This window comes from Paraburkholderia phytofirmans OLGA172, assembly GCF_001634365.1.
In the GTDB taxonomy this organism is placed as follows: domain Bacteria; phylum Pseudomonadota; class Gammaproteobacteria; order Burkholderiales; family Burkholderiaceae; genus Paraburkholderia.
Window position 1 is genome coordinate 569,880 of sequence record NZ_CP014579.1, and the last position, 19,668, is coordinate 589,547.

21 protein-coding genes are annotated in these 19,668 nt (G+C 59.7%); 8 read left to right on the forward strand and 13 right to left on the reverse strand.

The window, feature by feature from the left end; translation table 11 throughout:
• Nucleotides 1-76: 76 nt before the first annotated feature.
• Nucleotides 77-784, forward strand: coding sequence for a dienelactone hydrolase family protein (locus AYM40_RS22845; protein ID WP_063498526.1), 708 nt, complete (start codon nucleotides 77-79; stop codon nucleotides 782-784).
• Nucleotides 785-970: 186 nt separating this feature from the next.
• Entirely contained in the window at nucleotides 971-2,557 is a 1,587-nt protein-coding gene (locus AYM40_RS22850; protein ID WP_063498527.1) for an alpha/beta hydrolase family protein, read from the forward strand.
• Between the two features lie 77 nt (nucleotides 2,558-2,634).
• Here the strand turns inward: AYM40_RS22850 and AYM40_RS22855 are convergent, their stop codons facing one another.
• From AYM40_RS22855 to AYM40_RS22885, 6 genes are all read right to left on the reverse strand, one after another.
• Nucleotides 2,635-3,237, reverse strand: coding sequence for a phosphatase PAP2 family protein (locus AYM40_RS22855; protein WP_063498528.1), 603 nt, complete (start codon nucleotides 3,235-3,237; stop codon nucleotides 2,635-2,637).
• A 343-nt stretch (nucleotides 3,238-3,580) separates the two neighbouring features.
• A complete protein-coding gene (locus tag AYM40_RS22865; RefSeq protein ID WP_063498530.1) occupies nucleotides 3,581-3,886 on the reverse strand; it encodes a hypothetical protein in 306 nt (101 codons plus the stop codon).
• A 113-nt stretch (nucleotides 3,887-3,999) separates the two neighbouring features.
• Nucleotides 4,000-4,422: an arsenate reductase (glutaredoxin) gene (gene arsC / locus AYM40_RS22870; RefSeq protein WP_063498531.1), complete on the reverse strand. Its 423-nt coding sequence runs from the start codon at nucleotides 4,420-4,422 to the stop codon at nucleotides 4,000-4,002.
• Nucleotides 4,419-5,504 (reverse strand): ACR3 family arsenite efflux transporter, encoded by a 1,086-nt coding sequence (arsB, locus tag AYM40_RS22875; RefSeq protein WP_063498532.1) that lies wholly within the window; start codon nucleotides 5,502-5,504, stop codon nucleotides 4,419-4,421. Before arsB ends, arsC begins: the two co-directional genes overlap by 4 nt.
• Nucleotides 5,501-5,827: an ArsR/SmtB family transcription factor gene (locus AYM40_RS22880; RefSeq protein WP_063498533.1), complete on the reverse strand. Its 327-nt coding sequence runs from the start codon at nucleotides 5,825-5,827 to the stop codon at nucleotides 5,501-5,503. The genes arsB and AYM40_RS22880 overlap by 4 nt, the downstream gene beginning before the upstream one ends.
• 171 nt (nucleotides 5,828-5,998) lie before the next feature.
• A complete protein-coding gene (locus AYM40_RS22885; RefSeq protein WP_063498534.1) occupies nucleotides 5,999-6,613 on the reverse strand; it encodes a methylated-DNA--[protein]-cysteine S-methyltransferase in 615 nt (204 codons plus the stop codon).
• A 213-nt stretch (nucleotides 6,614-6,826) separates the two neighbouring features.
• On the opposite strand from AYM40_RS22885, the gene AYM40_RS22890 reads away from it, so the two are divergent.
• Together AYM40_RS22890 and AYM40_RS22895 are read left to right on the forward strand one after the other, a co-directional pair.
• Nucleotides 6,827-8,197: a leucine-rich repeat-containing protein kinase family protein gene (locus AYM40_RS22890; protein ID WP_063498535.1), complete on the forward strand. Its 1,371-nt coding sequence runs from the start codon at nucleotides 6,827-6,829 to the stop codon at nucleotides 8,195-8,197.
• Between the two features lie 60 nt (nucleotides 8,198-8,257).
• Nucleotides 8,258-9,220, forward strand: coding sequence for a substrate-binding domain-containing protein (locus tag AYM40_RS22895; RefSeq protein WP_063498536.1), 963 nt, complete (start codon nucleotides 8,258-8,260; stop codon nucleotides 9,218-9,220).
• Nucleotides 9,221-9,315: 95 nt separating this feature from the next.
• Here the strand turns inward: AYM40_RS22895 and AYM40_RS22900 are convergent, their stop codons facing one another.
• Both AYM40_RS22900 and AYM40_RS22905 read right to left on the reverse strand, forming a co-directional pair.
• The gene (locus tag AYM40_RS22900) at nucleotides 9,316-10,071 is read right to left on the reverse strand and encodes an SDR family oxidoreductase (RefSeq protein ID WP_063498537.1); all 756 of its coding nucleotides are present in this window, start codon (nucleotides 10,069-10,071) and stop codon (nucleotides 9,316-9,318) included.
• A gap of 43 nt (nucleotides 10,072-10,114) precedes the next feature.
• Nucleotides 10,115-10,516, reverse strand: coding sequence for a nuclear transport factor 2 family protein (locus tag AYM40_RS22905; protein ID WP_063498538.1), 402 nt, complete (start codon nucleotides 10,514-10,516; stop codon nucleotides 10,115-10,117).
• A 227-nt stretch (nucleotides 10,517-10,743) separates the two neighbouring features.
• Here AYM40_RS22905 and AYM40_RS22910 point away from each other — a divergent pair, with 227 nt between their 5' ends.
• On the forward strand, nucleotides 10,744-11,382 hold the full coding sequence (locus tag AYM40_RS22910; protein WP_063498539.1) for a TetR/AcrR family transcriptional regulator: 639 nt from the start codon (nucleotides 10,744-10,746) through the stop codon (nucleotides 11,380-11,382).
• 181 nt (nucleotides 11,383-11,563) lie between these two features.
• On the opposite strand, the gene AYM40_RS22915 is transcribed toward AYM40_RS22910, so the two are convergent.
• Nucleotides 11,564-11,989 (reverse strand): organic hydroperoxide resistance protein, encoded by a 426-nt coding sequence (locus AYM40_RS22915; RefSeq protein ID WP_063498540.1) that lies wholly within the window; start codon nucleotides 11,987-11,989, stop codon nucleotides 11,564-11,566.
• A gap of 202 nt (nucleotides 11,990-12,191) precedes the next feature.
• The gene (locus AYM40_RS22920; RefSeq protein WP_063498541.1) at nucleotides 12,192-12,758 is read right to left on the reverse strand and encodes a TetR/AcrR family transcriptional regulator; all 567 of its coding nucleotides are present in this window, start codon (nucleotides 12,756-12,758) and stop codon (nucleotides 12,192-12,194) included.
• A 533-nt stretch (nucleotides 12,759-13,291) separates the two neighbouring features.
• Here AYM40_RS22920 and AYM40_RS22925 point away from each other — a divergent pair.
• Nucleotides 13,292-13,750, forward strand: coding sequence for a zinc-finger-containing protein (locus AYM40_RS22925; RefSeq protein ID WP_063498542.1), 459 nt, complete (start codon nucleotides 13,292-13,294; stop codon nucleotides 13,748-13,750).
• Nucleotides 13,751-14,319: 569 nt separating this feature from the next.
• On the opposite strand, the gene AYM40_RS22930 is transcribed toward AYM40_RS22925, so the two are convergent.
• Both AYM40_RS22930 and AYM40_RS22935 read right to left on the reverse strand, forming a co-directional pair.
• On the reverse strand, nucleotides 14,320-14,655 hold the full coding sequence (locus AYM40_RS22930) for a hypothetical protein (RefSeq protein ID WP_236721059.1): 336 nt from the start codon (nucleotides 14,653-14,655) through the stop codon (nucleotides 14,320-14,322).
• Nucleotides 14,656-14,812: 157 nt separating this feature from the next.
• Nucleotides 14,813-16,516, reverse strand: coding sequence for a methyl-accepting chemotaxis protein (locus AYM40_RS22935; RefSeq protein WP_063498543.1), 1,704 nt, complete (start codon nucleotides 16,514-16,516; stop codon nucleotides 14,813-14,815).
• A gap of 968 nt (nucleotides 16,517-17,484) precedes the next feature.
• On the opposite strand from AYM40_RS22935, the gene AYM40_RS41485 reads away from it, so the two are divergent.
• Nucleotides 17,485-17,640: a hypothetical protein gene (locus tag AYM40_RS41485; RefSeq protein ID WP_158515313.1), complete on the forward strand. Its 156-nt coding sequence runs from the start codon at nucleotides 17,485-17,487 to the stop codon at nucleotides 17,638-17,640.
• Between the two features lie 380 nt (nucleotides 17,641-18,020).
• Here the strand turns inward: AYM40_RS41485 and AYM40_RS22940 are convergent, their stop codons facing one another.
• Complete coding sequence (locus tag AYM40_RS22940; RefSeq protein ID WP_063498544.1) at nucleotides 18,021-18,653, reverse strand: isochorismatase family cysteine hydrolase; 633 nt, start codon at nucleotides 18,651-18,653, stop codon at nucleotides 18,021-18,023.
• Nucleotides 18,654-19,056: 403 nt separating this feature from the next.
• Here AYM40_RS22940 and AYM40_RS22945 point away from each other — a divergent pair, with 403 nt between their 5' ends.
• A complete protein-coding gene (locus AYM40_RS22945; RefSeq protein ID WP_063498545.1) occupies nucleotides 19,057-19,650 on the forward strand; it encodes a TetR/AcrR family transcriptional regulator in 594 nt (197 codons plus the stop codon).
• Nucleotides 19,651-19,668: the final 18 nt, after the last annotated feature.

Consider the following 19,668-nt stretch of genomic DNA (forward strand, 5'->3'; position numbering starts at 1 on the left):
GCGCCAAACTTGAGTTCAGCAGGGCCTGCCACACTGGCGCTATGCTAGCGTCTTCGCCTACCTTGAGGAGCAACTGATGAAACCAACTACAGGATCGATGATCACGTTTAGCCGCCCTGACGGCAAGGACGTCCAGGGTTATCTGGCCAAACCGCACAAGCCAGAAGGCGCGCCGGCCATCGTCGTGATTCAGGAGTGGTGGGGTTTGAACGACCAGATTCGCGGCGTGGCGGACCGGCTCGCGCAAGCCGGCTATCTGGCCCTGGTGCCCGATCTCTTCCGTGGCAAATCGACAGTGGAAGAAGAAGAGGCAAACCATCTGCTGAGCGGGCTCGACTTCCGCGACGCCGCCGCTCAGGATGTGCGTGGCGCCGTCCAGTATCTGAAGCAGCATGCGGCGAACGTCGGTGTGACCGGCTTTTGCATGGGTGGCGCGCTCACCTTGCTCTCGCTATGCAATATCCCTGAAGTGTCGGCCGGCGTGGTGTGGTACGGCTTCCCTCCGCTCGAGTACATCGACGCCTCGAAAATCAAGGTTCCTGTGCTTGGTCACTGGGCGACGCAAGACGAATTCTTCCCGGCAGAGACGGTCGACGTATTGGAGGCGAAGCTCACCGCCGCCAATGTCGACGTCGAGTTTCATCGCTATCTTGCGTTCCATGCGTTCGCTAACGAAACGGCAGTCGGGCCGGGCCGTATCGCCAGGACCCAGTTCGATCCGGTCTGGTCGCAGCAGGCCTGGGACCGCACGCTGACGTTCTTTGGCCGCACGCTTTGGAAGTAACAGGCACGCGCGAACCCACACTGCGAGGAGGATGCTCGCGGCGGCGAGCCACTATGCTAGCCGCCGCATCCCGTGCCGAAGCGCCGATCACGCGAGTCACGACCTGATCGCTCTGTTTACCTATACTCATCTCACTCTGAAGGCAGCCCAATCGCCGTAACCAATACCAACAAGACGGAGCCTCACATGCCCGTAGCGATGCGAAACGCGGCCCTCGTGCTGCTGCTGTGTTTCACTTTGGGTGCCAGTGCTTACGTGCAAGCCGGTTCCGGTTGCGATGGGGGATGCGACGCCCGCGGCCAGTTGCTCGATCATCGGGTCACGTTACGGCTGAGTGCCGCGGCGTTTTCGAAATTGCTTGCCTCAAACGCATCCGGTCAGCACCTCGCGCAGATCGCCGGCGCGCCTGCCTGCGGCGTGGAGATCGTGACCTTCCGCTACCGGACCATCGGCGGCGCGGGCGAGCCCACTACCGCCAGCGGCGCACTGATGATCCCGGGCGGGCGGTCGGCGGCATGTGGCGGCCCGCGTCCGCTGATGCTCTACGCGCACGGCACGACCGCATATCGCAACTACAACATCGCCGATATCACGCAAACCGATCCGGGTAACGGCGACGGCGCCGGGGAGGGCATCAGCGTTGCCGCCATGTATGCGGCCCAGGGCTATATCGTGGTGGCGACTAACTATGCGGGCTATGCCGGCTCCGATCTCGCATACCACCCCTACCTGAACGCCGACCAGCAATCCGCCGATGTGGTCGACTCGCTTCGGGCGGCGCGGGGTGCATTGCGTGAAGTGAAGCCCGCAAGAAGGACGCGCGAGAACGGCAAGCTCTTCGTTACCGGCTACTCCCAAGGTGGCTTCGTGGCATTGGCGACGCATCGTGCGCTGCAAGCGGCAGGCGTCAAGGTCACAGCATCCGCGCCGGGATCGGGTCCGTATGCACTCGCCGCCACCGCGGATGCGCTCATCGAAGGCGAGGTGAACCTGGGGTCGACGCTATTCACGACCTTGATCTTGACGGGCTATCAGCATGCCTACGAGAACATCTATCGCAAGCCCGGTGACTTCTATGAAGCGGCCTATGCCCCGGGCATCGAGAATCTCCTGCCGAGCCTGCAAGCTCTCGACCCGCTATTTGCGAAGCGGAAACTGCCCTCTGCGCAACTCTTCAACAGCGTTCCGCCGGCGCCACAATATGCTTCGATGACGCCGCCAACTTCGCCGCCTCTCGTACCGCCCGCGCTGACGCCTGTGTTTGCTGCCGGATTCGGCAATGCCAATCTCGTGCGCAACGCCTATCGCCTGAGTCTTCTGGAAGATGCCGCGGCCAATCCCGATGGCGCGTTTCCCAACACCACGGTTGCCCTGACCCCCGCGGCGAATCCTATGCATCCGCTGCGCCAGGCGTTCAAGCGCAATGACTTACGCAACTGGCTGCCGCGTGCGCCGGTTCTGCTGTGTGGCGGCGGCTCGGATCCGACGGTGTTTTTCTTCAACGCACGCATCGAACAGGCCTACTGGCAATACGCCAAAGTGCCGGCAGGGCTCACGTCCGTGCTGGATGTGGACTCTCCGATTGCCGGGTCCGATGATCCGTACGGGCCCATCAAACAGGGTTTTGCAAGCGCGAAAGCGACGCTCGCCAATCAGGCCGTTGCGGGCGGTGCAACCGATGGTGGCGCCTCAGCTGTACTTCAGGCCTATCACGGTGAACTGGTCGCGTCGTTCTGCATGGTCGCTGCCCGGGCCTTCTTCGCGAACTTTTGAGCGCCTGCGGCTATCGTGCGCAGACAACGAAGACCGGCGGCGAAGGGCCGAAGCACAGGCCCGCGCCTCACGCAGGCCTATGAGGACAACCAGCCACGCCTGATCGGCCACGCCAGCAGCGTGCGATACACCGTGACAAGGCCGCGCATCACCATGGCGCCGCCCAGCCGCCACAGCGGCGCGATCAGCTGGGATGCCACGCATGCCATGGCGATGGCCCCGACCATATCGAGCGGGAAGTGGACGCCGACAAACACGCGTGCCCACGCCACCGCGACACCGGACAGCAGGATCAGCATGCCGTACCGTCTCATGCCACCCAGCAACAAGCTCAGTGCGATGCAGGCGAATATCGTCCCATGGTCGCTCGGGAACGACGGGTCGGGTGCGTGCTCCAGAAACGTATGGCCGATTCCGATCACGAAAGGCCGGGGATGTGGCCAAACCAGACCGATAACCTGATTGAGCCCGAGGGCGAGCAGGGTCACGCAAAACGCGCGCACGGCGACTTCTCGCTGACGTTCGCCGCCGAAGAGCCATATCGCGATCAGCGACAGCGGCACGAGATAAATGACGTAGTCAGCGATCATTCGCGCGATGTCGATTTGCCAGGCTGGCGTCGATGGCGTGGCGTTGATCATCAGAAAGAGCGCCTGATTGAACGCTTCAAGTGTATTCATGCAGTGAGGTTTTTGAGGGGCGTGAGATGAATTGGGCCCCCGATCATAGCGAGCCAAGCTTAGGAAAGGCTTAGGCGCAGGCGGAGGCGATTGACAGAATCGTCCGGCGCGAGCCGTGTAATCTGTCGATGCATGGCGGCAAACATGTCGACGGCATAGGCAAGCATTATGAGGCGATCGGGATGAGCATGGACGAGCGCATTGATTTTATCGTGCGCAACATGTGGGCCAACGACGTCGCGTGTCGGTCGCATGGGCTGCGGCGCGTTTGCGTATGTTGCCGCCGACGGGGCATTTCGTGAACCGCAGGCGGCAAACGCATCGTTTGATACACGCGTATGCGCTACTTCCATTTTGAACCGAGATTCTCCAGCCCGGCCTTCATGAGGTCCTGCGGCAACATGACGACGCGTAGCTCGCAGTCGGCGTTGAACTTCAGAAAAAATGGTTCTGCGAGTGCGGGAATTCCCGACGGATCGTCGAGGTTCACGACGAGTACCGCGCCGCGTGTTCCATTCTGCTCGGTGAAGTAGGCGGCTTCGGGTTTTAATTCTTCAAGTATTTTCCCTATCACTTCGCCGGCAGTGCCATCGCGCACCAGCGTGTTGAACGGTTCGTGCGGTATTCGTACGTTGAGAAGCATGCGCATGTCTTCCTCCTGGTTGATGCCCAAAGGGCATCTTAAGAATAGGAGGTTTATGCGTCGGTGTCGCAGTTGGTGTCTGCGTCGACTGCTTCATCTATCAGGCAGATTCCCGGGCTTTAACGAATCCTCCGTCCTGCGCTGTCGATCACATGCTCGCCGTCCTCTTTTGCAAACGCCCCTTGTTGCGCTGCGGGCAGGATATCGAGAACGACCTCGGAAGGGCGGCATAGACGCACGCCGAGCGGGGTAGCCACAATCGGCCGATTGATGAGGATCGGGTGCGCCAGCATCGCATCGAGCAATTGCTCATCGCTCAAGGACGCCTCCGCGAGGCCGAGTTCGGCATACGGTGTGCCCTTCTCGCGCAGCGCGGCGCGCACGGTGAGGCCCGCGCGCTCGATCAGGTCCTTCAGCGTGGCCCGATCGGGTGGGTTCTTCAGATACTCGATGATCTCCGGCTCGATGCCGGCATTGCGGATCATTGCCAGCGTATTGCGCGAGGTGCCGCAAGCCGGGTTGTGATAGATCGTGACGCTCATAGTCGCTGTCCTTTGACGCTGAGTGTTGCCTCGTACCAGTGCTGCGAACGATTGACGACGCCGACCACCAGCAGCATCACCGGCACTTCGATCAGCACACCGACCACCGTGGCAAGCGCCGCGCCCGAATGAAACCCGAACAGACTGATCGCAGTGGCCACCGCAAGCTCGAAGAAATTGCTTGCGCCGATCAGACTTGACGGACCTGCAACGCAATGCGCGACGCCCAGCCGGCGATTGAGCAGATAGGCGAGGCCGGAATTAAAGAACACCTGAATCAGAATCGGCACCGCGAGCATCGCGATAACCAGCGGTTCCTTGACGATTGCCTGCCCCTGGAAGGCGAACAGCAGGATGAGGGTTGCCAGTAACGCGCTGATCGAATAGGGCGCGAGACGGCCGACCGCCTGCGAGAAATGCGCGCCGCCCTTGGCGAGCAAATGACGGCGCAACCCCTGCGCGAGGATGACGGGGATGACGATGTACAAGCCGACCGACATGATCAGCGTGTCCCATGGCACCGTAATCGCGGACAAACCCAGCAGGAGGGCGACGAGCGGCGCGAATGCCACGATCATGATGGTGTCGTTGAGCGCTACCTGCGATAGCGTGAAATACGGGTCGCCTTTACACAGTTGCGACCAGACGAACACCATCGCCGTGCACGGCGCGGCCGCAAGCAGAATGAGACCGGCGATATAGCTGTCGAGCTGATGCGCGGGAAGCCATGGCGCGAACACATGCCGAATAAAAATCCAGCCGAGCAACGCCATCGAAAACGGTTTGACGAACCAGTTTACAAACAAGGTCACGCCGATACCGCGCCACTGGCTTTTCACTTGCGTCAGCGCGGCAAAATCGATCTTGACCAGCATCGGAATGATCATTACCCAGATCAGCACGCCAACCGGAAGATTCACCTGCGCCACTTCCATGCGGCCGATCGCCTGAAAAAGTTGCGGGAGCAGTTGCCCGAGCAGGATGCCGCATATGATGCACAGCGCCACCCAGACGGTCAGATAGCGCTCGAAGAATCCAATCGCCGGCCGTGCGTCGCGCGCCATGGTGTGGGTGGTGTTCATTTTTCCCAGCAGCCGGGGAGGTCGCTCGCGGCGCATGGCGCGCCGGCGCAGCAGTTTTCAGTCAGGAAGGCGATCAGGCCCGTCATCGCGTCGAAATTCGCCGAATAGATGATGAAGCGTCCGTCCTGCCGCGGTTTCACCAGCTCGGCATGTGACAGATCCTTGAGGTGGAACGAGAGGCTTGATGGGGAAAGCCCGAGCTGCTGCGCGATTTCACCGGCGGCCATGCCGTCCGGCCCGGCGACGACCAGCAAACGGAAGATCGCCAGCCGCGATTCATGAGCGAGCGCGCCAAGGGCGCGTACAACGAGGTTCGAGTCCATGGCCAAACGATACGCGGATCGTTATCATATTTCAAGTATTGTTGAAATGATGTGGCTGATTCGGCTGACCTGCGCAAAAGTGTGGGTGTGAGCTGACTGCATGTGCGATGTGGCGTGTTACGAGGCATTCAACGCCACATCGTGAGGCCACGGCAATCGCCTCGAATCAGCTCAGTTGCCGAACAACGAGGCCTGCGTCCCGCGGCCTGGCGCAGGGCGTGCCGGTTTGACCGGCGCTTCCCGACCGGCCTTTTCCGGCGCCGCAGCCGAATCCGCAGCCGAATCCGCAGCCGCTTCCAGCGAAGTCTGCCCGGCCTCGAGCGATAGAAGAAACATCTTGTTTGCCAGTCCACCGGCAAAGCCGGTCAGATCGCCGGACGCGCCGATCACGCGATGACATGGCGCCACGATCGAGAGCGGATTTCTGCCGTTCGCCGCACCCACGGCCCGCACCGCGTTGATGTGTCCGATTTGCGTGGCGATGTCCGCGTAGCTGCGCGTCTCGCCGAACGGGATCGTCAGGAGCGCCGCCCAAACTTTTTTCTGGAAGTCCGTTCCCTGGAAGTCGAGTTCAAGGTCGAACCGGTCTCTCGTCCCCGCGAAATATTCGTTCAATTGCCGCTCGGTTTCGATCAGGATCGGGCGGTCATCCGCTTCGACCCTCTCCGGCAGACGCACCCGGTTCGGCTTGTCGTTCTCCCATAGAATGGCGGCGAGCCGGTTGCCGTTTGCAACGAGCTTTAGCTCGCCGACGGGTGAATTCATTGACTTGCATGCGTATGTCACTTTGCTGGGTTCCTGGCTGACTGGAGGCTAGGATGGCGCAATGCGAGGCTGCAAACTCGCCGTGCAATGGCTCCGATGCCTGACAGCTTAAACTCCGTCTTCGCCGAGGTCACGCCGGATCTTGCTATCCAATTCCGCGCATGGCCGCCGACTCAGTAGAATTGATACCCTCGGCACATCGCCGACCGGCAACCGGATATCTTCTCTACCACTGTGACAACCACCCTCGAACAACTGCGGGCCGGACAACTGGCGGGTACTCGCCGACTCAAACTCGCGTGCGGCCTGAGCGAATTCCCGCGTGAGATTTTCGATCTGGCCGACACGCTGGAAATTCTCGATCTGTCGGGTAATGCACTCTCAACGCTGCCCGACGATCTGCCACGCTTGAGCAAGCTGCGCATCATCTTTGCTGCTGACAACTCTTTCACGGAATTGCCGGAAGTTCTCGGGCAGTGTTCGCAACTGAGCATGGTCGGCTTCAAGGCCAACCGCATCCGCGAGGTTTCGGGTCAAGCGCTGCCGCCGCTGTTGCGTTGGCTGATCCTCACCGACAACGAGATCGAAGCACTGCCGCCGGAAATCGGCGCCTGCACGCAACTGCAGAAGTTGATGCTTGCCGGTAACCGGTTGCACACCCTGCCCGAGGAATTGGCCGCCTGCTCGCGGCTCGAACTGGTGCGTCTTGCGGCGAATCAACTCAGCGGACTGCCCGCGTGGTTGCTGCGCCTGCCACGGCTCTCCTGGCTGGCTTACGCCGGCAATCCGTTCAGCGAAGCGCTGGAGACGGCCGCACTGACCGACACGCCGATTGGCGATATTCGATGGGATGCTTTGAAACTCGACGCGCAGTTAGGCGAGGGCGCGTCCGGTGTCATTTATCGTGCGGCGCTTGTTCCTCGTCATAACGATGCGAGCAGGCCTGTGGCCGTCAAGTTATTCAAGGGCGCGGTAACGAGCGACGGATTGCCCGACTGCGAGATGGCGGCCTGCATTCATACCGGCGATCATCCGAACCTGATTCCGGTGGTGGGCAAGGTGAAGGACCATCCAGCGGGCGCACATGGCCTGGTGATGGAGCTGATCGATCCGCAATTCACGAACCTTGCCGGACCACCGAGCCTTGAATCATGCACGCGCGACATCTATGGCGCCAGCATGCGCTTCGACCTGGCCTCGGCGTTACGCATTGCATATGGCATTGCATCGGCGGCGTGTCATCTGCATCGTCAAGGCGTGATGCATGGTGATCTGTACGCTCACAATATTCTGCACGGCGGGCAGGGTCGCGCGTTGCTGGGCGATTTTGGCGCGGCGTCTTTCTATGCTGCCGATGATCGAGACCTCAGCGCCGCGCTGCAGCGCCTGGAGGTCAGAGCGTATGGTTGTCTGCTCGAAGAGTTGATCGATCGATGCGACTGGCTGGATGCGGACGCGGACCTCGCGGCGAAGCTGGTGGCGTTGAAGGAGAATTGCCTGAGCGAGGATATCGGCAGCCGGCCCTTGTTCGACAAAATCACTTCCGTTTTGCGGCAGCTAACCGGCGCCGGCGATCGGGACGCTGCAGCGTGGGCGGCGATTTGATCCTCTTTTGTATGAACGCAATGCAACCATTCGTCCGTGTGTTTTAAGGAGAGAAAATCGATGACGCAGAGGATGCGCCGCCGCTTGCTGGTTGCCGGCACGCTTGCTGCGGCAGGTCTGACAGGTGCGGCTCGTGTCGATGCAATGCAGGGCGGCAAGCTCAAGATCGCCCTCGTGTTGAAGTCGATGACCGATCCGTTCACGGTTGCGATGACGAACGCTGCGCAGAATTATCAGAAGCACTATGCGTGGCAGTTCGGCTTGACCATTCGCGGAACGGCAACGGAGAGCGACACTGCCGTGCAGATCCGAATGGTGGACGAGTTGATCAAGGCGAGGATGAACGCGATCGTCATTGCGCCGACTGACTCGAAGGCGTTGACAGCGATCATGGCGCGGGGGATCAAGGCCGGCATCATCATGGTCACTATCGATAACCCGCTCGATGACGCAGCGCAGGATGCCGCCCATATCTCCGTGCCTTTTGTCGGGCCGAATAACCGCAATGGCGCGAAGCAGGTGGGGGACTATCTTGCGAAGCGGCTCAAGGTGGGCGATCAGGTCGGGATCATCGAAGGCATATCCGCCGACCGCAATGCGCAGCAACGCACGGCCGGCAGCAAGGACGCAATGAGCGCGGCTGGCATGAAGATCGTCGCCATACAAGCCGGCGACTGGGACTATGGGAAAGGACGGGACGTGGCGTCGAGGATGTTAGCGGACTATCCGCAAATCCGGGCACTGATGTGCGGCAACGACAATATGGCAATGGGGGCGGTCGATGCTGTTCGCGATGCGGGGAGAACCGGCGGTGTTTATATCACCGGGTATAACGGCAGCGATGCGATCAAGCCACTGCTGGCCGACGGCCGCGTACTCGCGACGATGAATCAGTTTGCCGATCGGCAAGCTGTGTTCGGCGTCGACGTGGCGTTGAAGGCGGTCACTGAACAGAGAAAGCAGAGCGAATTGTCGCGGGTCATCGAAACGCCATTGCAACTGATGACTGGGGTGAAGCGGTGATGTGAATTACGCGGGCGAACCCGCGTTTAAGTCAGCATGACGGACCCGATGGCGCCGGGCTAGTACTTGAGCTCACCTGTCGGACAGGTAGCCATTCACCCACCCAGCACTTCCAGCATCTGGGTATTCAAGCCATTGACGAAAGCGTGCTCACCGGGTCCCGGGTTCTCGCGGAACTCCTTCGCACGTTCAACCAGAACCTCGTCCACATCGGTCCCGAGGACAGCAATTGTTTCGTCGATGAAGGCGTCAAGCGGCATCGCCTGCTCGGCTTCGCGGCTGTTCATGAGGTCCGTGCGCACCCAGGGCGGTGCGATCTCGAGTACGCGAACCTTCGTGTCCCGCAGCATGAAGCGTTGCGACAGGACGTACGAATGCAGCGCCGCCTTGGTCGACGAATACACGGCAGTCACGGCCAACGGCACGAAAGCCAGGACCGAGCTGGTATAGGCGACGACAGCGTCGTGCCTGGTCTTGAGGTGATCGATCAGCGCCGACGTCATGCGGATCGGCCCCATGAGGTTGGTCGTGATGGTGGACACCATCAGCGCGTCGTCCATCTGGCCGCCCGCCTGGTCAGGCTGCATGATCCCTGCGTTGTTGATCAGCACGTTGAGATCGGGGTAATCCGCGATCAGTTGCGCCGCTACCCGCTCGATGCTGGCGGGGTCGGCGATGTCGAGTTCGATTGCCGCCATACCGGGATTCGCCGCCACCACCTCGTCGAGATGGCTGCGCCGGCGGCCGCTGATGATGACCTTGTTACCGCGCGTATGGAGCGCTTCGGCTAACCCGCGGCCAATGCCTGAACCGCCGCCCGTGATGAAGATCGTGTTTCCGGTGAGTTTCATGATCGTTTTCCTTTTGATGCAGATGTAGGTGGGGGTGCCGTGGTCAGCCGGGGAACCGGTCGCCGAACATCGGCAGGCCACTCGCGGATTCGGTCCTGGTCGCTTCGTCCTGGAGGACGTCCCAGTGCTCGGCGAGCTTGCCGTCCTCAAAGCGGACGACGTCGGCCGCAATCCACGCAGCGGGCCTGCCCATCCCAGTGAAGCGGCCATGTGCGATGACATGGTCACCCTCGGCCACGATCAACTGGTTCTCATAGCGCAAGGTGTCAGGCAGCGTGCGGACCAGGTCGAACAGACCGTCGCGTCCCGGCGCAATATGAGCGCTATGCTGAATGTAGCGGTCGGACCAGAAGCGCTCGGCTGCAGCGTAGTCGCGCTTGTTGAACAGGGTGTCGAACGCTTCCAGTACGAACGCCTTGTTCTGTTCCGGGGTTGTCTTCGTCATGTTGAGACCCTCTTTAAAGATTCAGGTGACGACGTCGTCACGCGTCGGATAGCCGTTGTGCTCTCTGCCGCCTGATTGTTCGGGCAAAGAAGGCTATACTTAAGACAATGGTGAGTGACATTGTCATTGAGAGGAATTGTGGGCGCTCGTCATGGCAATGTCAATGGTGATCGACATTGTATTTCTCGATGGATTTGATTGGGCCGTTATGGGCCGAAGGGGGGAGAGTGGGTGTTTCCAGGCAGCAGGCGGTTGAAAACCGGCGCGCGATCGTGGCAGCCGCCGAGAAGCTGTTTCGCGAGCGTGGTGTCGATGCGGTCGGGCTCGCCGAACTGATGAAGGCGGCGGGCTTTACGCAGGGCGGTTTCTACAACCACTTCAAATCAAAAGACGCGCTGGTCGCCGCCGTGATGGAGAAGGCGATGAAAGATGGAGGAGAAGGTTTTGCCTCCATCACCGAAGACGCCAGGTCAACTGACGCCGACCCGCTCAGGCACAACATTCAGTGGTACCTGTCCCACGAGCATCGCGCGAATATCGATACAGGTTGCCCCTGGTCGGGTTTTGTAGGCGACGCCCGCCGGTTCGACGACGTCGCGCGCGGCTCTTACGCAGAGGGTCTCGCGGTGAACCTCGAACGATTTGCCAAGGTCATCGAAGAGAGCACGGGGATCAGCGAAGGTAGCCGCAGGAAGGCGATCACGTTGTTCAGCCAGATGGTCGGTACGCTGCTACTTTCGCGCGCGGTTGCAGACGTTGACCCGGCGCTCGCGGATGAAATTCTTGACGAGGGCCGCGAGCATCTCCTCACCGCCGTGGACACGCAACCTGGAATTCAATCGCGTGGCCGCTCGCGTCGAGGGTAGCGCAATGTCCGTTACGTAAAATCGAATGCTCTGATAGTCGCGGCACGATGCTGTTACGCAAGGCGCCGCGCTCAAGGTTGCGCAACTTACTTGACGCTGCTGGCCACAAGCGCGGCGGCGAGAAGTAAAGGCTTGACGGTCTCCATGATTTCTCCGGTTCCGTACCGTCAAGGCGTTCGGCTCAGACGATTGTCAGCGTGACGTCGATGTTGCCGCGGGTCGCGTTCGAGTACGGGCAGACCACGTGAGCCTTGTCGACCAGCGTCTGCGCCGCTTCGCGTGCCATGCCGGGGAGCGAGATCTTCAGTTCTACTTCGATGCCAAAGCCATTCGGGATCAGGCCGATGCCGACACTGCCGTCAATCGAGACATCAGCGGGGATAGCGATCTTGTCGCGGGCGGCGACGAATTTCATGGCGCCGAGGAAACAGGCGCTATAGCCTGCCGCGAAGAGCTGTTCAGGATTGGCGCCATCGCCGCCTGCGCCGCCCAGTTCTTTCGGCGTGGTCAGCTTGAAGTCGAGGTTGCCTGCGGGCACCACGGCGCGGCCGTCGCGGCCACCGGTGGCGTGAGCTTGAGCGCGGTAGAGAACTTTATCGAGTGACATGGTGAAGCTCCTTTCAGTAGGGTGAGTGATCGAATTTACTATCTACTACTAGATTGATTCGTTCGCGAAACAAAAGCGAATGAACCGGGTTGTTTCTGCCAGTTTTACATCTTCCCCGGATAACTATCTACTCAAAGATAGACTGCCGGGCCAAACAAAGAGGCGGCGTACCGCCTCGCAATTGACTGCTGCACTGACTGCTCTACCGCGCGATCCGCACCGTCGCCTCGACGTCTTCGAGCCGGGCTTTGGTGTGAAACAGGCGGCTGGCCAGCACGCTGCCCTGAAATGCCGCGAACAGCGCGCGCGCCGCGTTTTCCGGCTTGCCGTTCACCGCCAGCGTGTGCTCTTGTGCGCCTTGCACGAGCACCTTTGCCAGCCAGTTCTCGTTGGCCTTGAAAAACGCCTGCACCGCTTGCCGGATGTTGTCGGGCAGCGACTCGATGTCGGCGGCCAGCATGCCGCACAGGCAAATCTGATTGCCGTCGCCAAGCGTCTTGCCAAACAGCTTCGCGTACTTGCTCAGCTTTGCGTCCGCTGGCAACGAAGCGTCAATGCCGCGGAGACCGTTGAATACCTCGTTGCTGTACGCATTGACCGCTTCCAGAACCAGATCGTCTTTCGACGGAAAGTAGTAGTGGATACTCGAGGTCTTGACGCCGACCAGGCTGGACAGATCACGGTAGCTGAAACCGTTGTAGCCGCGCAGCATGATGAGCGTGACTGCGTGGTCGAGAATCTGTTCGCACACTGATGTTGTCGTTTCCATGGATCGAACTCTATCTACTCATAGATAAAATGTCAAGCGGTTCCCATGCCCGGGACATGCGTGCAGTGCCTGTGATCGCGGATCAGTCCGGCCGCCGGCCAATTGCGCAAAGGCGCACGGATCGGCTAGGCTGGTGACATTCACAACCACAGAGAGGAAAAGCAGTGAACAAGCAGGAACTGGTGGATGCAGTCGCCGCGAAGACGGGTGAGAGCCTGTCGCTGACGCGTTGAGCGACTCATGGTTGGTGATTAGCGGACGGTCGCCACTCCGAGCTGAGAGTCTCCGAAGGGGGGCGACGATTGCCGTCGCTATCGTGCTTTATTTTTCGAGCGCCCCAGGCAGACGACGCCAGGCCAAAGACCAGCGTCCAGAAGGATCAATGATGCGCGCATCGCTGTAATACACCAGGCCAGTGGGAGACGGGCGGTTCTTTCCACTCTAACGCGGCCTTTGTGGATGGCCGGTGCCAGGCAGGCACGACCGATGATGCACGGATAATGTGAAGTGCATTTAGAGAGAAGGAGTATCCGGTGCGTCTAGGTCGCCCGATCAAGGCATTACCCCAGCCCTTGTGCGATTACTGCAGCGCTCACGCCACGCTCGTGAAATACGGCGAGGCGTCGTATCCCTACCGCGAGGACCACGGCGCGCTATGGGTCTGCACAGCGTGCCAGGCGTGGATCGGCATCCACTCACGCAGCACACGGAACGTGCCGCTGGGGCGTTTGGCCGACGGTGCGTTGCGCGACGCGAAGAGCCGCCTGCACGACACGCTCGAGCCGCTGGTCGCGGGCAAGGTCAGGCGCGATCGCGTCAACCCGTTTGAGGCCCGTGCGAAAGCCATCCGCTGGGTCGCGGGCGAACTCGGCTTCGAGCCGGTATCGGCGTCCATCCACAACCTGTCCCTCGACCAGTGCGAGCAGGCGATCCGGCATGTCGAAGCATTCATCGCGCGTCGCGGTGCCGCTTCGTCAGAAGGTAACGTTTAAGCGATCGCCTGCCGTGGCCGATCGCCGTCGGGCAGTGAGCGGCCTCGAAGCGACAGTCGTCCGGTGCTGTCGAAGGGGCGGTCATGGTGCCATGGCAGCCATTTAGAGAGTCGGAAAACAGGATGGACGACTGCCAAGTGTTATGCGCGGCATGGGCATCAGGGCACAGGGTTGCGAATTGAACAGTCAACGACGATACGTTGTCCTGCACCATAGCCGCCCATGACGGCCTGCTTCTATTGGCCCGAATTGCCAACCGTTTGCAGTGGTGGACAGGCGGTCTCCGCCATTAGTCGCGTCGACGGTACGGGGTTGGCATGCGGCCTTCACAGACGAGATCAGCCATTCGTGGACGCTCGTAGACGGTGATGCGGCGCTATCTGGCCAAAAAAAAGCCGACTGCGTTGGGGGCGGCTAAAGATTTTGGCTAGTCCGCGGCTGCGCCAGAATCTGAGAGAGTATTTCAGCGCATTATCCTTATTGGCAGGTCGAGTCGCCTGACAAATTGGGCGTACGCAAGCAGGCCGTGTTGACCGGTGAGTGCTCTGGAGCGGTGAGCAGGGCTGAGGCTATCGACTCCTCACCGATTCCTGACGCAGTTCGGCGAGAACAGAGTTGGTGAGTTCAAGCAGCGTCGAGTGGTATTTGGCCGGCAGGGCCACATCGTCCATCAGCGACAGGATATCTTCAATGCCCTGCGGGAATGACAGGGTGATCGAGACACGCTGCAACGTCGTGAGATGCGGCAGGACTGCATCATGGAACGTGCCCATAACCATCGCCCTTGCTCCGAGAACACCCATTTTCCTTGTGTTGGCGGCCATAATCTCGACTACCTGGCCCAGTACACTGTTCGTATTGCTCAATTTGCCGATCCGTTCAGGTTGCTTGACTGTTTGCAGCAACGGTATCCGCCGCGACCATGGTGTTCCTGTCTGCAGGGATGACTGGTGCCGTCTCTGCCCTTTCAACGTTGCACGACGGGGCGTCCGAACTTTCGGTACGGACGCCGACAAACATGGTTCGCGCTGTCGGCGAATCACCGGCGATACGGATGGCCACCTAGAAGCTGTCCCATTCTCCACGCTCGAGGGCTTGCGCAGCCCTGACAGGCTGCGCTGCGGGCCGCTGCGGGATTGGCGCCGCCAGCGCTCGGGCTCGCGCCGGTGTCGCCGTCGCGTGCGTTTGCCCGACACGGCGGATGACCTCGGCGTCGCGTGAGGCGTTCAGCCTGAACATCGAAACGGAAGTTTTCAGATCGTTCGCCTGCGACGCGAGCGAACTGGCGGCCGCTGCCGCCTGTTCCACCAGCGCGGCATTCTGCTGGGTGACTTCGTCCATCTGCGTGACGGCCTGGTTGATTTGGCCGATACCCTTGCTCTGTTCCTGCGATGCGGCTGTGATCTCACCCATGATGCCCGTCACGCGTCTGATTTCGTGGGTGATCTCACGCATCTTCGCACCCGCATCCCGCACATGGCCGGCACCTGCCTGCACGCGCTCCACGGAATCGTGGATCAGTTCCTTGATTTCCTTGGACGCCGCCGAGGAGCGCTGCGCCAGCGAACGCACTTCCGAGGCCACCACCGCAAAACCCCGACCCTGCTCTCCGGCCCGCGCCGCTTCGACGGCCGCATTGAGCGCGAGGATATTGGTCTGGAAGGCGATGCCCTCGATGATGCCGACAATGTTGGCAATCTTGTCCGAGCTGGCATTGATGCCATCCATGGTTTCGACCACGCGTGACACCACGGTGCCGCCCTGTTCGGCCACCTGGGCGGCCTGCGCTGCGAGCTGGTTGGCCTGACTGGCATTGTCGGCATTCTGGGCGACAGTCGAGGTCAGTTGCTCCATGCTGGACGCAGTTTCCTCGAGCGAGGCGGCCTGTTCTTCGGTACGCTGCGACAGGTCCTGATTGCCCGCCGAAATCTGGTGAGTGGCGGTGGCAATCGAGTCGGCCGAAACCTTGATCGTGCTGATCGTATGCGTGAGCTGCTCCTGCATACGCTTTATCGAAAACAGCAGGCTCGAGCGGTCGTCCTGGGCGATCTTCACTACGGCAGTCAGATCGTTATTGGCTATCTGGTTGGCGATATCGGCGGCATAGGATGGCTCGCCGCCCAATGAGCGGATGATGCCGCGGTTGAGGAAGACCACGACAACCGACAGGGCTCCGGCGAGTACCAGCAGAATCCCGAGGCTCTGATACAGCGACGAGCGGAATGCGGCATCAAGGTCGTCGACAAAGAGCCCGGTCGTGAGAATCCAGTCCCACGGCTGATAGGACACGATGTAGGTGATTTTCGGAGAAGCTTCTGTTCTCCCCGGTTTCGGAAAAGAGTACGCGGTAAAGCCCTGACCGTCATGCTTGCTAACAGCGACCATATCCCTGAAGATAGTGACGCCGTTCGGATCCTTGTAGTCGTCAACGTTTGAGCCATCCATCTGCGGGCTGGTCGGGTGCATCAGGACTGTCGGCTGCGAATTGAGGATCACGAAATAACCGTTGTCCCCGTACCGCATGTTCCGGATGCTGTCCATGGCGCGCTTCTGGGCTTCCGCTGCCGACATAGAGCCGGCGGCCACCTGATCGCCAAAGGTCTTGACCACACTCAGGGCGATCTCCGATGCATGTTTCAGGTCCGCCTTGCGCTCGTCCAGCCGCATTTCTCGAGTCTGGTAAGCGTTGTAGATCGATATTCCGGCGAGACACAGCAGGCTCAGGATCAACGGCAACCAGAGTTTTTGCGCAAAAGACAGCTTCATGTGCTTACCGACCTTTCGGATTGACCAATGTGTAGGAGAGGGCGCGGAAGCTCACTTTGCAGGGTGGGCTTCGACGGAATACGTACAGATAACGGCGCAAGATCGATTGCGATTAATACTCGATCCAGGAACAGTCTCTTACGGATATTGCACAATACTGGCTGCCGGTATGTGATATAGGAAGGTGCGGACGCCACGGAAGAAAAACGCCAGATGCCAGAACTGGAACTCGGGGGAGCGGACAAGAGACGATCAGCGCTTGGTGGATTCCCTCACATTCAGGGCGACAAATTGGCCGGCCGGGATTCCCAGGGACAGGTTTTTCGCCGCTGACTTGCCACGGTCAGCGCCGCGGCATCACCCCGTTTTTCTGATGCACAGAATCCGTGAGCACCGGCCGGCAAGATACGCACGCCGGCATCTGGATCTGACCTCGGCATGTTGCGGCACGTCGCCGACAAACCGAGGTACAGACTCGTCGGCTGTTCGCCGGCGCGACCGTTCTCCGGGATAGAGCTAAACGTGAGACGATGGATCGCTCAGGCTCCGCTGGGTGTGTGCAGTTGGGTCGCGGGCGGCTGCTTTTTTGCGAGGTTGGGACATTCGGAAAAGCTCGCCGGAGGGCAGCAAGGGGTCGACAGCCTCTATTCGATTTCTCCGAGACGGTCATTAAGTAATGACCAAGTTCGGGCAGGCTCGAGTGACTGTCGTGGCCGATATTCCGCCGCAAAGGGCATCGTCCTTGTTGCCGTCACGATCTCTTCAATCAGTGGTCGACATGAAAGGCAACTGTCGTTCTCAGGCAATGCCGCCAACGGAAACACCTTCGCCAGGGCGGGTAAGCCCCTCTCTCGAATTCGCGTCACCAATCCGTCCAACGATTTCGGTTCAGGCACCGTGGAGCAAGTGAGCGAATTCATTAGCAGGTCATTGGTTGACAAGGCCAGACGGTCTAAGGAATTCGGTATGTGACCAGCATCATCATGCCAGTGGAGGGAATTCGAGGAGAGGCGAAAGTGATGAAGGTACCTGACGACTTTCCTCGCGATGTCACCCCAACCGTGCTTCGCGCTTGGAACGATCGGTTCTTCAACCGACTTGAAAGTGCATTCACCCAAGCATGACGCAATTAAATTGATCAATCGGCTGACACAAAGCGAGCGACGACCTTCTGTGCCGGAACAGTCGATCATCCGCCCGCCCCACGAGATGTAGATCACCGTCGAGGTCTTAACCCAAACTGCTCTGCACGGCTGAGCAAGCGCTTCGCTGCCGCGTAGGTCGGTACCTCAACGAGATGCCCATCCATTTCCACCTGCGGATCTCCCAGCTTTTGAGCCTCCTCGAATGGTGGTAGCGAAACGGCCCTGCCAGCCCGTTCGACGTGATTGGCGGTCAGGCTAGCGTTGATGGCCAACACTTTTGAGCGAAGTGTCGATACGCGCGTTGCGTTGCTCTCATACGCGTGCCCAATCATATGCTCGCAGGTCGTAAAGCCATTGTGTTACCGACACTGAGCGGACGTTTTCATCGCTTCCACAAGCTGAGAAGTGGTGAGAATCTGGTGAGCGTATGTCGGTCCGTCAATGTTCAGTGCGGCGTGTAGAGCCTCTTTTGAGCGCGCAGCAGTTGCATCGCGTACCAGCGTTACGTGATATCCCAACTCCATACCGATTCGCGCAGTCGCTTCGACGCACGTATTTGCGAGAAGGCCAATCAAAATGATCTTCTCCTTTCCGTAGCGTTTGAGTTGATGGTCAAGATCCGTATTCGGAAAGCCGCTTGAAGCCCAATGCTCGGTCGCGACGATATCACCGGGCTGCACCTGGAAATCGTCATGGAAGGTGCCCCCCCACGTTCCCTTTGCGAAGGTTTGCCGTTCGGCAGCGCCAAGTTGATAGGGGGACGGGTATTTCCAGTTGACATAGTCACCCGACTCCCATCGATGATGCGGAACATGGTAGATCGAGATACCCACCTCCCTTGCCGTCCGGACAACGGTGCGGAGGTTTTCTAGCATGTTGTTCTCCTTCGCGATGTCCTTAACCCAAGGAAAAAGCTTGCCTCCCTCGCTAAGGAAGTCGTTGTAGAGATCGACACACAATACGGCAGTAAGTTTAGGCTCGTAAGTGACCATCGCAAATTCCAGAAAGTGAACGGAGCATACCCAGCCTGCAGCCCAGTATCGATCGAAAAAATAAATGTCGAGTATAATTTATTCTATCCGCGCTTCGTGATACCTGACAAGGTTTTGTGTGCCCCTTTGAGTGATCTTGCTCGGTATGTACGTGCTTGGAAGCCTTGAACAGCCGCGCCATTCGCATCGACACTTCCGGAAGCGCAGTCGACTAGGCGGCGCGCCGTCGTACCGGTCCCTTGAGCCCGCTCACGTGCGAGTCGCGCGTGAGCGGCGAGTTTTGCTTGAGGTGTCAGATGTCCGGGATATGCGACGTGCTGACGCCTACAATCGGGGTCCAACTGAAACAGTGTGGAAATGCGGATAGGCCGGTTTCCCAGCTCGAATATCGAAGGAGCTCTTTATGGGACGTTCGAATCGCGAACAGGCGGACAAGAACCGCCAACGCATCGTTGATGAAACTGCGGCGACCATGCGTGGCCTAGGTGTTGCCGCGGTCAGCATCTCAGAGATCATGGCACGCGTGGGCATGACGCCCGGTGGTTTCTACAATCACTTTGCCTCGAAAGACGCACTGATAGCCGAGGCTTGCTCGTCAGGGTTCGCACGGTCCGCTGAAAACTGGAGAGCGAAGACGATATCGCACAAAGGGGCCGTAACCGGTACGCTCAAGCGGCTCGTCTCGTACTACTTCGCTAGCAAGCCTATCGAGAAGACTTGCCCCATGGTCGCTCTTGGGCAAGATGCAGCTCCGCCTCGTGCGAGTGAAGGTTTGAGTCAGGCCTATCGTGAAGGTGTCGAGCAGCTATTCACGACTTTCGCGGACATCGCGCATGTCGATCCTTCATGCTCGCTGTCGCCCGAAGACCTTGTCGTGGTATTCGCCGCGATGGTTGGTGCGAATATGCTGGCTCACTCTACTGGAGACAGGACCTGGGCCACCGAAGTCGAGCGCGTTCTCGTCACGCCGCACAGTCATCAAGCGTCCAATGTCTAAAAGCCGATCGGATATTTC